Below are 13,820 nucleotides of genomic sequence, written 5' to 3' on the forward strand. Positions count from 1 at the left end.
TTAATCTTGCGAAGCAGTGCTTCTCAGGCAGGACATTATGGAAAAAATGGTCCGGCTATCATTGCCGAAGTTTGGTCGAAACTAAGATGCATTGCATCAAATTATTGGGGGATAAACTCAGTGCAAGGAGTTTTGATAGCCAAGTGAATGAAATTCATGCACGTGTAGCAGTCCTCAACAGATTTACGGAATTAGGTCGACCACTTACCCAAGTTACGCCTTAAATTTGGCTCAATTAGGGGGGGCTTTGTATTTCAAATCTTTGTGCAACAAAGCCCTTTAAAATTAAAAAAGCACTGAGTAGTGCTTTTTCAACTCGTATTTTAGTGCTTATATAGCAACAATATTGACCGCATTCGGTCCTTTTTGACCTAGAGCAATACTAAATTCAACCTGTTGGCCTTCGAATAAGGTTTTAAAACCTGAGTTGGCAATTTCACTGAAGTGCGCAAAAACATCTGGACCTGATTCTTGTTGAATAAAACCAAAACCTTTAGTTTCATTGAACCACTTAACGGTACCTTTAACAACATTTGAGTTTGACATAATAAATCCTACTGATTTTTAATAATTTTTAGTCATTTTATTGACTGCATATAACTTTGAAAATAATAAAGAATGAAACTTAAAATCTGAAAAAACGAAGAATTATGAATAAAACGACGATACTTAAGAGAGATTTAATGCAACAAGACTTTTTTCTAGTTACGCTCACTATACCTTAAAAATAAAATTAATCAAGTTTTTCTTATATGTATATTTAATTATCTTATAAAAGATGGCTGGATCGGGAGTTAATATTTTGATCTAGGTGACTTTTTTAAAAAATACTACCGACAATATTGCTACATTAAATCTGGCAAAACCAATTTACCGCGTTAAAAGGGGGATCCAAGAAAAATGATTTTCTCCATTTTCTCAGGCTTTAAGATTGAAATTTCGCCTACATTCATCCTGCATTTAATCTTCACACTTTGTTCACATCGACTTGGGTTATCTTAATCCTGAGATCCAACAAGGCTAAAAAATGAAGATGCGATTTAAGTCTGCTTTTGCAGCGATAGCACTGTCTATCATCAGCTTTACAACGACTCAAGCAGAAACTGCTGCGCCTCAGGCAGTTGAACGAGTAGATATACAGAAGTATGCCGGTAAATGGTATGAAATTGCGCATTTACCGATGTATTTTCAGCGTAAATGTATAGCTAATATCACGGCACAATATAGCGTCAATGCCGATCAAACTATCGGTGTATTGAATAGCTGCCGAACTGCCAATGGTGAGATAATTAGCTCTGAAGGTGTTGCGTATTCGCAAAATCAGGGGAACAGCAAACTGAAGGTCAGCTTTTTGCCTAAAGGTTTAAGATGGATCCCCTTTACTAAAGGTCATTACTGGGTATTACGAGCAGACCCGGAATATAAAGTGGCACTCGTAGGGGGGCCAAGTAATAAATACCTATGGATTTTATCGCGTCAACCGCAACTCGATGAAGCAACTTATCAGTCATATATAGACACTGCAAAACATTATGGTTACGACGTTACAAAACTTATCAAATTGCCTCATTAATCTGCTAACCTTTTGCCGAACTGATAAATCTCTCTACAGTTCGGTTTTTTTTATTGACTTCACATAAAATTCATATCTGACTGATTAAACTCATCAAATAGAATAAATATAGTTGCAAAAAATTAGGGTGAGTCGATGTTGAAAAGTCTGATGCGATGGATAGACAGCTGGTCCATACACACATCGCCTGAAACGCTGACCGCTGAAAATAGTAAAATTCAGTGGTTCAGAATTTTACCCTTTATTCTACTGCATCTGGCCTGTCTGGCAGTATTCTGGGTGGGGGTATCGTGGTTTGCACTGGGTTTCATGCTCGCATTCTACCTAATCCGCATGTTTTCCATTACGGCCTTTTTTCATCGCTATCTGTCACATAAAACTTTTCAGACTTCGCGTCCGGTGCAATTCCTGTTTGTGTTAATTGGAACTATGAGTGCACAGCGTGGTCCGCTATGGTGGGCGGCCCATCACCGTTATCACCACCGCTATACCGATACATTACAAGATCCACACTCCTCAACACATGGTTTTTGGTACAGCCATGTCGGCTGGTTTTTAAATGAATATAATTTTGCCACGCGTAAAGAAGTGATCAAGGACTGGCTGAAATATCCGGAACTGATCTGGCTGGACCGCTTCAGTTTAATTGTGGTGCTGCTGACCGCGGGCGGAATTTATGTACTCGGGGAGTGGGTGGCCATCACCTGGCCGCAACTTGGTACATCAGGCCTGCAATTGCTAGTGTGGGGCTTTGTCGTGTCTACCGTGTTACTGATCCATGCCACCTTGTGTATCAATTCACTGGCGCATCATTATGGCAGCCGAGATTTTGACACGGATGATCACAGCCGCAACAATTTATTCCTGTCGATCATTACCTTGGGCGAAGGCTGGCACAACAATCACCATTATTATGCCGGCAGTACCCGGCAGGGTTTTTACTGGTGGCAGATTGATGTGACCTATTACCTGCTGAAACTCATGTCTTTGTTCGGGCTGGTCTGGAGACTCAAGCCCATTCCGGCACGTGTCTATGACGTCAGTAAAATTGCCCGGGCTCGAAAACAGAAAAAAGCTGCCAAGACCGGCACTCCGACTATTCATTCAAAGGAATCACCATGAAAATTGCAATTATTGGTTCAGGTATTTCCGGTCTGTATGCTGCCTGGAAACTCAGCAAAGCGCATGAAGTCACAGTCTTTGAAAAGAATAACTACTTTGGTGGTCATACCGATACCCATCAGCTGAATATCGATGGTGAACAGGTTGCGGTGGACAGTGGCTTTATTGTCTTTAATGAGCATAACTATCCGCTGTTCTGCGCCATGCTAAAAGAACTTGGCATTCAATCGCAAAGCAGTGACATGGGCTTTTCGGTGAATAATCAGGTCACTGGCTTACAGTACAATCCTTCAAAAAAATTCTCGTTATTGTTCCGACCTCAAAACTTTTTTAATGCAGATTTTCGCGCGATGTTGTCGGATCTGTTCCGCTTCTATGCCGCCAATAAAGATCTGGATGTCGAGCATGTCGATGCACAGCTCAGTATAGATGAGTATCTGGATCAGCATGGCTATTCCGAAGCCTTCCGTCAGGAACATCTCTATCCGATGTGCGGGGCGCTGTGGTCCTGCCCGGTGGAACAGGCCGGACAGATTCCGTATAAGTTTGTGGTGAGCTTTTTCCAGCATCATCGCATGTTGCAGCTCAAAGACCGTCCTTTATGGCTGACGGTCAAGGGTGGATCAGCTCGCTACGTCCGTGCCATTCAGGCCCAGTGCAATATCACGCTTCGTAAAACTGCTGTGCATCAGGTGTCTCGCAGTGCCAATGATGTGCTGATTGAAACCCAACAGGGCAGCGAGCGTTTTGACTGGGTGATTTTCGCCAGCCACGCCGATGACAGCCTGAAACTGCTGAAAGACCCGACCGCGCAGGAGCTGGACGTGCTAGGCAAGTTCCGCTATCAGGATAACCGCATGGTGGTACATTCCGATACCTCTATCATGCCCAAATCCCGTCGCCAGTGGGCCAGCTGGCATGTACACGTCACGCCGACTCAGGTCACTGAACAGACGCCATTCCAGCACAGTGGCACACATTATGGCTTTAGCTACTGGATGAACCAGTTGCAGAACCTGAACTGCAAAACCCAGGTCTTTGCCACCCTGAATCCTAATTTTGCCCTGAATCCAAAAAAAGTCTGGGTAGAACGACATTACCGTCATCCGGTGTTCGATGCCCCGGCGATTGAAGCACAGCAACGCTGGGCCGAGGTCAACGGCCAAAACCGCACCTCATATTGTGGAGCTTACTGGGGTTGGGGCTTTCATGAGGATGGGGCGCGTAGCGCATTATGGGTAATCGATCAGCTATTAAAACAGGCTGAACAGGCAGCCTAGGAGCGCATGATGCAGATGTATCCACTGGCGATTGCCACTGCTGAAATCCGGCATCGACGTTATTTGCCCCAAGCCCATGCTTTTAGAACCCAGCTGAGCTATCTATGGTTTGATCCAGATCAACTCGCGACGTTTACCGGAAAATCCTGGCTGTGGTCATCTAACCGCTGGAATTTCCTGACCCTAGATGAGCGCGATTTTCTGACTATGGAATGTGGCTCGATTCGGCAGAAGATTGCACGCCTGCTGATCAAGCGGGAAAACTATCTGTTACCGCATGCCGCGTCTATCCGGGTGCTAGCTTTGCCACGAACACTCGGCTTTCGTTTTAATTCCGTAGTGTTTTATCTGGTCTTTGGTGCCACCGACCAGTTGCTCTTTGTGCTGAGTGAAATCACCAACACACCGTGGAATGAACGACAGGTCTACATTCACGATTGCCGGAACAATCCAGACGAATATGCGCCGTACCAGAGTCACCAGTTTGACTTTAAAAAGGCCTTTCATGTGTCGCCGTTCATGCCGATGGGGCTGGATTATCGCTGGCGCTTCAGCTTTTCGGATCGGCAGAACGTGATTCATATGCAGCTGTTTGAGCAGGGAATCTTGCAATTCGATGCCACCCTGAAATTTTCCTTGCAGGCCATCACGGTTCCTTCACAGCAGCATCGCTATGCTGTACTCAAAGTTCTTGAACCCTTCAGGATGGTCAGCGGAATTTATCTGCACGCCTTTCGTTTATGGAAAAAGAAAGTTCCATTTTACCGACATCCTAAAAAAGAAAAAGGAAACACATTGCGATGAAGACACTATTCATGGGAGAGCAAAGCACACTGCCGATGGTACTTCGCCACCTGCTGAAATTACGCCATGGTCAGCTAATTTTTAAAGGCGTCTGGAACGGGGCTGTCGGGGAAAATAGCGATTTACAGGCGGTGATACAGGTGCATGATGTTCGTCTGATGGATCTGCTGTTCCGTAATGGTGTACTGGGTGCTGCCGAAGGTTTTATCCGTGGCTACTGGAGCAGTGAAGATCTGGTCGATGTGATCCGCATTTTGGCACGTAACCGCGATGTGCTGGACCAAATGAATCAGAATGCAGTGGCCAAAGCCAGCCAGTTACTGTTAAAGGTCTGGTATAAATCGCGCAAGAATTCGATTGATGGCAGCCGCAAAAATATTGCCGAGCATTATGACCTGAGTAATGACTTTTTCAAGCTATTCCTGGATTACAGCATGATGTATTCCAGTGCGGTGTTTAAAGAACCCTGTATGAGCTTGGAACAAGCTTCAGATTATAAAAAAGAACTGATCTGCCAAAAACTTCAATTGCAACCGATGGACCATTTGGTTGAAATTGGCAGCGGCTGGGGAGGCTTTGCCATTTATGCGGCTCAGCATTATGGCTGTAGGGTGACTACCATTACCATTTCCAAAGCTCAGTACGATGAAGCACTCGCCCGAGTTGCTGCAGCCGGACTGTCACATCGTGTGACTGTGCAGCTGAAAGATTACCGCTTACTGGAAGGCAAATACGACAAGCTGGTGTCGATTGAAATGATCGAGGCCGTAGGTGAGCAGTATTTATCCACCTATTTCCAGAAATGCCGCGAGCTCCTCAAGCCGAATGGTCTGGCCCTGATTCAGGCCATCACCATTGAAGATGCACGCTATGCCAAAGCCCTGAATACCGTGGACTATATCAAGCGCTATATTTTCCCGGGCAGTTTTATTCCCTGTATCAGTGTCATGACCCAGACCGCTTCCGAACAAAAACTGCGACTCAAACATCTGGAAGATATCGGCCAGAGCTATGCCCAGACCTTGCACTGCTGGCGTCAGCGTTTCTTGCAGCAGCATGATCAGGTACTTGGGCTTGGTTTTGATGAGCGTTTTATCCGCATGTGGGATTTTTATCTGTGTTATTGCGAAGGTGGCTTCCGTGAAGGCGTGATCAGTGATGTACATCTGCTGTTCGAAGCAAGTGCCTACTAAGCCAAGATAAAACAGGAGGGCCGAAATGCTGCTGAATTTACTGATGCTGAATGTCTTTATCATGCTCTGTAGCTGGGTGTTGGTGACCTATAACCGCAGAGCAGGGCTGGTCGATGTCGCTTGGAGTTTCAGTATTGCCCTCAATGTGATTATTGCCGCTTGGGCGATTGACAGTGCACCGATGTTGGTTCGCTTATTTCTGGGACTGGCGAGTGGGATCTGGTTTTCACGGCTGACTTGGCATCTGTTACGGCGCTATGCCAGTGAAACCCAAGAAGACACGCGTTATGCCAACATGCGCCGAGCGATGGGGGAGTATCAGCATCTTGGTTTTCTGGTGTTTTTTATATTTCAGGCAGGATTGGCTCTACTGTTTTCTTACCCAATGCTGAAGCTGTTAAGTATCTCGACCGAGCAATGGAATGACTGGACTTTGGTCACTGTGATTGTGGCGGGCATGATCATGCTATCCGCTTTGATAGGCGAAAGCACTGCCGATCAGCAACTTTACCGTTTTAAGCTAGATCCACAGAATCAAGGTAAAACCATGGATCAGGGCTTGTGGAAATATTCGCGCCATCCGAATTATTTTTTTGAATGGCTGCATTGGTTTGCCTATCCAGTGCTCGGTCTGGCAGCAGGATGCTATGAATTATGGATTTATCCACTGCTGATGTGGCTATTCCTGTACTACTTTACAGGTATTCCATTTAGTGAAAAACAGGCGCTCGCCCACCGTGGTGACAACTATAAAGACTATCAACGACGAACTTCAATGTTTATTCCGTGGCCACCCAAAGAGTAGGTAAATACATGGACTTTATGATTCAAAAAACCTTAGAACTGATCGAAAATGGCAAGGTGCCAGACCCAGTGATTCGTGCTGGTATTAAAATCTTGAGCAAAAAACGTTTGGCACAAGAAGGTCGGTTTGACCCCGCATTGGCAGCGCAGCGCTATATGGATGTGCTGACCATGCTGAAAAACAGCGAAATTGCCATTGAGACAGACAAAGCCAATGAGCAGCATTATGAACTGCCGACCGCATTTTTTCAGGCAGTACTCGGTAAGCGTTTGAAATATAGCGCTAGCCTGTTTGAACATACTCATACCACGCTGGATCAGGCGGAAGAAGCGGCACTTGCCAGCTATTGCCAGCGTGCACAGTTAAAAGATGGACAGGAAATTCTGGAAATTGGCTGTGGCTGGGGATCGTTGAGTCTGTATATGGCCGAGCATTATCCCAAAGCCCGAATCACGGTGGTGTCGAACTCCTCGACCCAGCGCCTGTATATTCAGGAACAGGCGCATCTGAAAAAACTGCAGAACCTGACGGTGATCACCTGCGACGTCAATGTGCTGCAACTGGAACCCGCGTCCTTTGACCGCGTGGTTTCGGTGGAAATGTTTGAACATGTGCGCAACTACCAGAAACTGTTTGAAAATATCAGCAGCTGGCTGAAAGCGGATGGTCTGCTCTGGTGCCATATTTTCTGTCACCGTTTCCTGCATTATCCGTTTGAAGTGAAAAATGAATTCGACTGGATGTCGAGATATTTCTTTAGTGGCGGACTGATGCCGGCAGCGTCTACCTTTCTACATTTTCAGCAGCATTTACAGCTAGAACAGCACTGGCAATGGGCGGGTACGCAGTATGAACGTACCGCAAATGCTTGGCTAGAAAATATGGATGGTAAACAGGCCGAGCTAAAACCCTTATTTGAAAAAACTTATGGCGCGGATGCCGCAATCTGGTGGCAGCGCTGGCGGATTTTCTTTATGGCCTGTGCCGAGCTGTTCGGTTATGAGCATGGACGCGAGTGGGTGATCGGTCACTTTCTGTTTAAAAAGAAAACCGTATAATTGAATGGCGAATCGGATGGGGTAGCGGGGAATGCACCAATGTTAAAGCTGTTCAGGGACAAACACGATCATCCTCTAGGTGAGGTGTTTAACCGCTATTACTGGCTGCAAATCGGATTCATTGCCCTGTCTGTGGTGATCGGGATTGGCTTCAGTGCCTGGGTGATTAAAGGTTCTTTGCTCAGAACGGCGCTAGAACAGGAAATGTCACACTACTGGCAGCGGCTGGAACGTAATCCGGCTGCTGAACTGCCCGATACCAAAAACTTGTATGGTTATCGCTGGAGCGATGCACCGCCAGTCCAATTTCGCCACATACAGCTTGAGCAAGGGGTGAACCGGCATTTTGTCGATGGCAAAGAGCGCATGACCGTGTATGGTGAAAAAGACGGACAGCATGTGCTGCTGGTCTTTGGCGAAAGCAACGTCAACAAGCTGGTGTGGCTGTTTGGTCTGGCACCGCTGATGGTCAGCTTGTTTGTGCTGTATAGCGTGCTGTGGTGGTGGAACCGTCGGGCCCGGCGCTATTTTTCCCCGATTACCCGTCTTGCTAATGCGCTGGAGCATATTGACTGGGAACATCAGAAAAATCAGGCTTCGCCTTTTCAGGACATCCGCACCGACTCCAATCTGGAAGCTGAATACCTCAAGCAGGCGCTGGAAAAATATCATCAGGTATTAAGCGAATTTATTCAGCGTGAGCGTGAATTTACCGGAGATGTCAGCCATGAGCTGCGCACGCCACTGACCATTTTAAAAGGCAATGTGCAGCTGTGTCAGGCACGCTATGGCGACAACAAGTCCTTTACCCGCCTGCATAACACCATTGAAGACATGCAGCTGCTGGTGGATACCTTGCTGGCTATTGCCCGCAATACCACCAATACTTTAACTGCTGAACCGACCATGCTTTCAGAATGTCTGGACAATCTGGTGCAGGATCTAGAGAGTGTCAGTCATAACAAAGGCATGCAGATTGACCTGCAAAAAGACCTCGATGAACAGCCGCGTAAACTTTATCCATCCATGACCAAAATGGTGTTTGGTAATATTCTGCGCAATGCACTGAACTATTCACAGGGCACAGAAATTGATGTGATTCTGGAAAAAAATAAAGTGCTGATTGCTGACAATGGGGTCGGCATGCCTTTACCTAACAATTCTAAGGTTCAGGAACTGTCTGGCCAGCAGCTACAACTGGAAATCAAAGGGCATGGCATTGGATTGCAATTGGTGCAAAAGCTATGCAAACAGCTAGGTTGGCGTGTGGAGCTGTTTGACAGGCAATATTATATTGTCACCCATCAGAATGTTGACCTGGCAATGACCACTGGACTGATTGTTGTTGTGTACCTAAATTAGGCTTCATCTTCGAAAGCAATCTTTAAACCAATCCCAGATATGGTGTGAATCAGCTTTTGTTCAAAGGGTTTATCGACCATTTTGCGTAAATTATAGATATGACTGCGCAGAGCATCACTTTCTGGCTCTTCGTCACCCCAAAGCTGCATCATAATTTCCTGTTTGGTCAGTACTTTAGGAGAATGTCGCATTAGTAGCTTCAAAAGTTTAAACTGAATCGGAGGCAATTCAATGTTCTGCCCAGCTCGAGTTAGCTGTTGTGTTGCTGGGTCCAAAATTAGGTCATGAATTTGCAGACGACTGCTAGATACTTCACCCAGGGAACGTTTGATCAGGGCCTTGACCCGAACCACTAGCTCGTTAAAGTCAAAGGGCTTGACCAGATAATCATCCGTGCCGGAATTGAAGCCTTTAAGTTTGTCATCCAAGGTATCCCGAGCGGTAAGCATCAAGACAGGTAAGTCCAACCCCTCTTCATTGCGTAACCACTCGCACAATTCATAACCAGAACCATCAGGCAAATTAATGTCTAGTAGCAAGATATGGTAGCGTTGCTGTTTCAGTAATTGTCTAGCAGCACTCAGATTGCGGGCATGATCGACCACAAAGCCATGTTCTTCCAGAAACTCGCATAGGGTAGAGGCCAGTTCATAATGGTCTTCAACCATCAGGATAAAATGTTTCGACATAGCGGCAGATACTAATTTAATAATTGCTGTTTTAATTTAGCACTAAATGGCTGGGGACCCAGCCATATATTAAAATATTGTTGTGCCAGAGGATGTTTAAGCTGCCCTAAACCTTGCTGGTTCAAGGATAAGCTCAGGGTCTGTGTAGCATGGTTGTATTTTAAACGGTATAGGTCGCCTGATCTGACCGGACGATACAAGTCGGTGATTGGGTTGAATAGAGCATGTATTTTTGCGTCTTTAACATTACGTTTCAGTAAATGTGTGGCCGCACGCTTAAATGCCCATTCCGGAATATTCTGTGTATAGGAAAAGTCCATCTGTATATTTTGTTTTTCCCAGGATTGGCTACAGTTTTGGGCAAAATAACTGGCCATACCGACCTGTTTTTGACCCACCATCAGCGGACCATTGCCGCATTGATTCAGGCTTTGTGCCTGTGCCCATGGACTGAAGCTACATTCCATCACTAACGCCGTGCTGATCGCTATTTTTTGAAAGGCAGTAGCCATGAGTAGACCCCTCCAACATAAGGCAGGGAACGGTACAGGCCGTTCGCAGGGTCCCAGAAATCCTGCTGGAAAATAATCTTGTTGTTTTCGTTGATCTTGATTTCACTGATACCGTAAGAGTCCATACTGCGGGTCGTGCCGAACATTTTAAAATCATAGGCCATATGCCAGTGCACATAGGCAGAGTCCTGATGATAAGAAGTGTTTAACAGCTTGACGCTGACCTTGCTGACCCGTTTGTTCATGCCTTGAAAGTGCTCCAGCAGATTTTGACGGGATGAAAATTGCGATAGGGTATCGTTAATAAACAGCTGGTTAGCATACAGCGATCCGGCTCTTTCCACAAATTCCGGTGTGCCCAAGGTATTAAAGGCTGAGGTAAAGCGGAGGCCGATATCCTGAGCTTTAGTCTGATCCAGCGCTATCCCCTGAATACCGTTTCTGGATTGGGCATAATCGGCTGAATAACTGGGAATACTTTTACATCCGGCTAACAACAGAAGCGGCAAGGATAAGGCTGTAGCAATTAGTGTTTTTACAAGTCTCATCATCAGTGTCCGTATGAAGTGTATGTTTATACCTTAGGCAGCACAGCGTGAACAGAATGTGAAATAGACGTTATAAATGAGCAATTGAATAGAACTTTTCAAATCAAAGATTAAATGTTTAACTTTTTTCTTCGGCCATTAACCAATCAATGATATTCATAACATCACGATTTTCGTTATTTTTTCTGACCATTGCATAAAAATTATAGTCACAATAGATAAAACCAAAAGGGGCAATGATCTTTCCATTTAACATTTCTTTTTCTACTAAAATTTGAGGTGTTATGGCAATTCCTAACCCAGACACGGCAGCTTCTATCATTAAATTCAGACTATCAAAATAACGGTCATTGGATTTTGGGGAAAAGCTTATTTGAAACTGATCAAACCATGTATGCCATGCACTTTTATTTGAGTGGGTATGAAGTAATGGATAGTTTAAAAGATCATTTACGGAATGAAGAGGATTTATTTCACGATGACAAATAGGACCCATGTTATCGGGAAATAACAGATATTTATTCAAAAAGTTGGGAAGTAGATGATGCTCACTGATGCTATTGATAAATATGTCAACTTTCTCTTTTTCTAACAATTTTAAATCATTACATGTCATTAATTTTATATGGATATTGGGATAAATGACTTCGAGCTTTTCTAATCGAGGAATCAGCCAATTTGCCATAAAACTATTGTTTTGATGCTCATACCACTAATTTTAAGATTAATTTTTAAAGTGCTAACCAGACTTTCAAGACATTAATTTTGATTGATCAAAGTCTCAATAGAAAAAGCCTGAATTCATTTCAGGCTTTTTTAATTTGTTTAAAGTTTTTTGGTATGGCCGCTATTTAAGGTTATGCCTGAATTGCTTGCTAGACTGGATCGATGCTGTTCAAATGTCTTTTTGTTGGTGTGGGTGATAGATATGTGGATATTTCGTAAAGCTTTTAGGGCAACGTAATCATCATCTTTATGCAATATTGCGTAAGATGAACCTAGATTTTTCGCAATTGAGCCATCTATTACAGTGTAGCCTAGACTTTTGTAACGCTTAAGGTAAGTCACCATTGCATTACGATCACGATCGCTTAATAGCACAGTTACCCCAACTAATTTATCCTTCCCATCAAACCACATTCTAATATTTTGTAGCCCAGAGATGTGCAAGGGTGGAAATTGCTTGTGCTTTTTATCCATGCCAAGACTATCCCTTGAGCCATCATAAAAGGAGAAGGTGGTTAAGGTCTTATGTGGGTATCCTTCAATAACATCGTTATCAATTTTTCTTGCGATTTGCTGGGATTTTGCTTCCTGATACGTGGTTTGACCTATCTTAAATCCATAAAACGTTTTCTTCTTTAAATCTAGGAGCTGAAAGGTCGTCCAAATTGGTTCTTTAGGATTGAATTCTGTAATGGACTCTGGATTGTCTCCATAAGCTAACGCATCTTGTTTGGTATTTATCAAATGCAGTGATTTTGTGCCAAACAAAAAGTTAATCATTGAATTTCGACTATTATCAACCTCGCCCAGAAGTATCCCTACTGCTTTGTCACGAATATCTGTGTAGCCAGTAGTTGCAATACCAGCCACAAGCGCACATCCCAATACAGCACAAGCTAATGGCATAAATATGTGCTTCTTTTTGCTTAATGGTGCAGTTTGAGGATTGTAAGCTATTCCAGTATTACGCTGGACCTTATTGCTTAAATCATTAGAGCTGTCTTCTTCATTTGAACTACTATCAAATGGATTGTAACGTGGGGCAGTTGGGGCAGAAGGAGTCCAAGTATAAGGCTGTAGGTTTAATGCTTTTACAACTTCTTCTGCTTCACTTTCAGCAATATTGATTGAATTAGAACGAATTGAATCTATTGTTTCTGCAATATGCGGTGTATCTGAAACATGAAACCAAAGATTCACTGAATGCGAGAAATTGGTTTTTAATTTCGATAGCTCTGTGAAGATGATAAGACCAGCCATGTGGCTCATATTATCGTTCTGCAAGTGATTATTGGTTTTTAGCCAATCCATAATTGCATAGCGGTTTTTACGAACTTGTACAAAAGGATTGATCTGGGAACCGCCTTTGACTGGAATGGTTTCTCCCTCCAGCGTATGCATTAACCATTCGCCGTTTTCCTGACCTACCAATGAGCCAGAGTAGTTTTTAAAGTCTGAGACGATCACCGAATTCTGCGTGATACATACTAAGTCAACTTCTTGACCATTCCACATGGCGTTATAGATAACGTATATCCAACGTTTTTCCTGACCGCCGTAGACTGGCTCAAGCTGAGATAAAAACTGATCCAGCATTTTCTTTTCATTTTTATGAGAGGTGTAGTCACCAAAATAACAATGGATAGTCATACTTATACCTCAGCCTGAATAGGAGTGTAAAAAAGGATAGATGCACAATGTTTGCAGTAATGGCGATTATATTTTTGAGCTTTGTAAGGGGAGAATAACTGCTTAGGGTGTTTTCTTTGATCAGGCGTACTTACAATGGCTTTGCTTCCACAATGAGCACACGATAATTTTGAATCCAAATGGCACTGAGGATTGGTTGTTACATACCAGTCAAAAGACTTTTCAACCTTTAGTTTTTGATCTTCAAGGTGCTTATAGCGATTGTTCAATTGATTATAAATTACATAGATGCCATAGCATGAAATTGCAGCGCCAATGCCTAGAATCCAATAATTATTCTGGTTGTACATCAAGCCACTAAACAAAATAAAAAAACCGACAATTGTTATTATGGCTGGGAATATGAAAGCAAAAATACTGATCATAAAAATATCAACGATGATTTAGGGATTAAAAAAAGTACTTATTCAAAGATACGAGCAGTTTTGGTTTAAAGAC

At 43.8% G+C, this 13,820-nt stretch carries 15 protein-coding genes and 1 pseudogene; 9 read left to right on the forward strand and 7 right to left on the reverse strand.

The annotated features are described in order from the left end of the window. Positions 1–224: pseudogene (locus tag FTT98_RS12845) on the forward strand (hypothetical protein); the annotation flags it as partial. A gap of 106 nt (positions 225–330) precedes the next feature. On the opposite strand, the gene FTT98_RS12850 reads toward FTT98_RS12845, so the two are convergent. Then, on the reverse strand, positions 331–546 hold the full coding sequence (locus tag FTT98_RS12850) for a cold-shock protein (protein WP_125281447.1): 216 nt from the start codon (positions 544–546) through the stop codon (positions 331–333). A 481-nt stretch (positions 547–1,027) separates the two neighbouring features. On the opposite strand from FTT98_RS12850, the gene FTT98_RS12855 reads away from it, so the two are divergent. The 8 genes from FTT98_RS12855 (at position 1,028) to FTT98_RS12890 (ending at position 9,197) form a co-directional block, all read left to right on the forward strand. Next, positions 1,028–1,573, forward strand: a complete 546-nt coding sequence (locus FTT98_RS12855; protein ID WP_180041915.1) for a lipocalin family protein — start codon at positions 1,028–1,030, stop codon at positions 1,571–1,573. Positions 1,574–1,708: 135 nt separating this feature from the next. Continuing rightward, positions 1,709–2,695 carry an acyl-CoA desaturase gene (locus FTT98_RS12860; RefSeq protein ID WP_180177438.1) on the forward strand — a complete coding sequence of 329 codons (987 nt, stop codon included), beginning with the start codon at positions 1,709–1,711 and terminating at the stop codon, positions 2,693–2,695. Next, positions 2,692–3,975, forward strand: coding sequence for an NAD(P)/FAD-dependent oxidoreductase (locus FTT98_RS12865; RefSeq protein WP_180041919.1), 1,284 nt, complete (start codon positions 2,692–2,694; stop codon positions 3,973–3,975). The genes FTT98_RS12860 and FTT98_RS12865 overlap by 4 nt, the downstream gene beginning before the upstream one ends. A gap of 9 nt (positions 3,976–3,984) precedes the next feature. Continuing rightward, positions 3,985–4,779, forward strand: a complete 795-nt coding sequence (locus FTT98_RS12870) for a DUF1365 domain-containing protein (protein WP_180041938.1) — start codon at positions 3,985–3,987, stop codon at positions 4,777–4,779. Further along, positions 4,776–5,972, forward strand: a complete 1,197-nt coding sequence (locus FTT98_RS12875) for a cyclopropane-fatty-acyl-phospholipid synthase family protein (protein WP_180041921.1) — start codon at positions 4,776–4,778, stop codon at positions 5,970–5,972. The genes FTT98_RS12870 and FTT98_RS12875 overlap by 4 nt, the downstream gene beginning before the upstream one ends. Positions 5,973–5,997: 25 nt before the next feature. Then, positions 5,998–6,777: a DUF1295 domain-containing protein gene (locus tag FTT98_RS12880; RefSeq protein ID WP_180177439.1), complete on the forward strand. Its 780-nt coding sequence runs from the start codon at positions 5,998–6,000 to the stop codon at positions 6,775–6,777. An 8-nt stretch (positions 6,778–6,785) separates the two neighbouring features. Continuing rightward, positions 6,786–7,835, forward strand: coding sequence for a cyclopropane-fatty-acyl-phospholipid synthase family protein (locus FTT98_RS12885; protein ID WP_180177444.1), 1,050 nt, complete (start codon positions 6,786–6,788; stop codon positions 7,833–7,835). Positions 7,836–7,883: 48 nt separating this feature from the next. Continuing rightward, a complete protein-coding gene (locus FTT98_RS12890) occupies positions 7,884–9,197 on the forward strand; it encodes a HAMP domain-containing sensor histidine kinase (protein ID WP_218950662.1) in 1,314 nt (437 codons plus the stop codon). On the opposite strand, the gene FTT98_RS12895 is transcribed toward FTT98_RS12890, so the two are convergent. The 6 genes from FTT98_RS12895 to FTT98_RS12920 form a co-directional block, all read right to left on the reverse strand. Next, entirely contained in the window at positions 9,194–9,886 is a 693-nt protein-coding gene (locus FTT98_RS12895; RefSeq protein WP_005177281.1) for a response regulator transcription factor, read from the reverse strand. The two genes, FTT98_RS12890 and FTT98_RS12895, sit on opposite strands and share 4 nt — an antisense overlap. An 11-nt stretch (positions 9,887–9,897) precedes the next feature. After that, positions 9,898–10,398: a chalcone isomerase family protein gene (locus tag FTT98_RS12900; protein WP_180041928.1), complete on the reverse strand. Its 501-nt coding sequence runs from the start codon at positions 10,396–10,398 to the stop codon at positions 9,898–9,900. After that, on the reverse strand, positions 10,374–10,946 hold the full coding sequence (locus FTT98_RS12905) for a nuclear transport factor 2 family protein (RefSeq protein ID WP_180041940.1): 573 nt from the start codon (positions 10,944–10,946) through the stop codon (positions 10,374–10,376). Before FTT98_RS12905 ends, FTT98_RS12900 begins: the two co-directional genes overlap by 25 nt. A 118-nt stretch (positions 10,947–11,064) precedes the next feature. Further along, positions 11,065–11,631, reverse strand: a complete 567-nt coding sequence (locus FTT98_RS12910; protein ID WP_257220807.1) for a LysR substrate-binding domain-containing protein — start codon at positions 11,629–11,631, stop codon at positions 11,065–11,067. Positions 11,632–11,771: 140 nt separating this feature from the next. Beyond that, positions 11,772–13,322: a nuclease-related domain-containing protein gene (locus tag FTT98_RS12915; RefSeq protein ID WP_180041930.1), complete on the reverse strand. Its 1,551-nt coding sequence runs from the start codon at positions 13,320–13,322 to the stop codon at positions 11,772–11,774. A gap of 2 nt (positions 13,323–13,324) precedes the next feature. Beyond that, complete coding sequence (locus tag FTT98_RS12920; protein ID WP_180041932.1) at positions 13,325–13,747, reverse strand: hypothetical protein; 423 nt, start codon at positions 13,745–13,747, stop codon at positions 13,325–13,327. Positions 13,748–13,820: the final 73 nt, after the last annotated feature.

The sequence above is a fragment of the Acinetobacter sp. YH12039 genome (genome assembly GCF_013420015.1).
Lineage (GTDB): Bacteria > Pseudomonadota > Gammaproteobacteria > Pseudomonadales > Moraxellaceae > Acinetobacter > Acinetobacter amyesii.